Source organism: Pseudoalteromonas sp. NC201 (assembly GCF_002850255.1).
Lineage (GTDB): Bacteria > Pseudomonadota > Gammaproteobacteria > Enterobacterales > Alteromonadaceae > Pseudoalteromonas.
In genome coordinates, this window is sequence record NZ_CP022522.1 from 867,069 (window position 1) to 868,818 (window position 1,750).

The window sequence follows — 1,750 nt, forward strand, 5'->3', positions numbered from 1 at the left end:
AGTCTAACTAAGGATAACTATGAAGCTGTTTGATGTATTTACAAAAAAGGCGCCTAACAAGGTATTTTGTGCCATCTTTCTCGGAGCGCTGGCGGGCATCGCTTATTCACTTCTTATTCCATTGGTCCTAAAAGCGCTTCAGCCGTCGTTGGGAGGGTTGGCAACAGAGTCAGATCAATTAGAACTCTTTGGTTGGCAGGTAAGCAGTGCCAAATTTGCAATTGCGTTTGCTATTTTATGTGCCCTTATTTTTGTAACACGTTCACTTTCACAAGTATTACTGACTCGTGTTGCGCTTGAGGTCACGACGCAGATGCGTAAGGACATGTACGATCGCATCCGTAAAGCACCAATAGTGGCGTTGGAAAAAGTAGGTTCAGCTAAATTGATTGCAGCGCTAACGACTGATGTTCAGAGGATCGTGATGGGAGCGAGAGTGTTACCTGATTTATTAACAAATGGTGTAACGCTACTGGGCATGATGATCTTTCTCTACTATCTCAATAGAGATGTTTTTCTGTTTGTCGCTTACTGCATTGTATTTGGTGTGGTGACTTATCAATTACCCATGTATGTGAGCCGAGTATATATAACAAAGTCCCGCAAGCACGTTGATAATTTACAAGAAGGTATCCGCGGTATTATTAATGGTGCGAAGGAGCTCAAACTAAACAGAGCCAAAAGTGACGATTACTTTGATTATGCATTGCATCAGCAAGAAAGCCATATCCTAGCCTCCGATAAAATAGCGCAAAGCGTACTGCGAGTTGCTGTGAATTACGGTGATATTTTGAGTTTTATGGTGATTGGAATGATCAGCTTTGTCTTTGTCAATTATCACCAAATATCTTCATCTGAGTTGATTGGTGTAGTGATGGTGTTGTTGTATATCGCAGGTCCAGTATCGGTGATTTTGAACGCTATTCCCCAGATTGCGATTGCTAAAGTCTCAGTTAGGAAAGTTAACACCCTGCTAGAAACATTACCCGAAGAGCAATTTATCGAGAAAATTTCTCCACTTCCAGAATGGCAAAGTATTCGTTTTGATGACGTAAGTTTTCGATATTTGAGTGTTGATGATAAACCCGGATTTAAAGTAGGACCGTTGAGTTTCGAAATTCGCAAAGGTGAGGTTGTTTTTATTGTCGGAGGGAATGGTTCTGGGAAATCCACGCTAAGTAAATTGATGACACTGCATTATCAAGCAACAGAAGGCGATATTTACTTTGGTGACACAAAAGTAACAATGGAAAGCCTAGCTAGTTGCCGTGAAGAAGTTGCAGCCATTTACTCTGATTATCACTTATTTAAGCGTCTTTTTGGTTTGAAAGTGGATCCGGAAAGAATTACTCAATTGCTTCGTGCATTGGATCTTAATGAAAAAGTGAAGGTTGTAGATAACGCATTTTCAACGACTTCGTTATCGGATGGGCAGAGAAAGAGATTAGCACTTTTGGTTAGTGTCCTTGAAGATAAAAGCTTATACCTTTTTGATGAATGGGCAGCCGATCAAGACCCCGAGTTTAAAGAAATATTTTATACGGAAATTCTTCCGCAATTAAAGTCAGCAAATAAAGCCGTAGTAGTTATAAGCCACGATGACAGGTACTTCAAAATCGCTGATAAGGTGATCCGAATGGAGCAAGGTCAGCTATCAATCTTGCAACCAATCGCTACCGACTCCTCTCCCACAACAGAACTTAAACAACTAAGTGGCCAGTTGAACGCGATAATCCAATGAGCTAGGAAG

1 protein-coding gene is annotated in these 1,750 nt (G+C 40.9%); it reads left to right on the top strand.

Features of this window, described 5'->3' with window-relative positions; genetic code table 11:
- Nucleotides 1–19: 19 nt before the first annotated feature.
- Nucleotides 20–1,741 carry a cyclic peptide export ABC transporter gene (locus tag PNC201_RS03700; protein WP_010607658.1) on the top strand — a complete coding sequence of 574 codons (1,722 nt, stop codon included), beginning with the start codon at nt 20–22 and terminating at the stop codon, nt 1,739–1,741.
- Nucleotides 1,742–1,750: the final 9 nt, after the last annotated feature.

Excerpts from the sequence above, each read along its gene's own strand:
- PNC201_RS03700 (WP_010607658.1), top strand. The coding sequence starts at position 20 with ATGAAGCTGTTTGATGTATTTACAAAAAAGGCGCCTAACAAGGTATTT.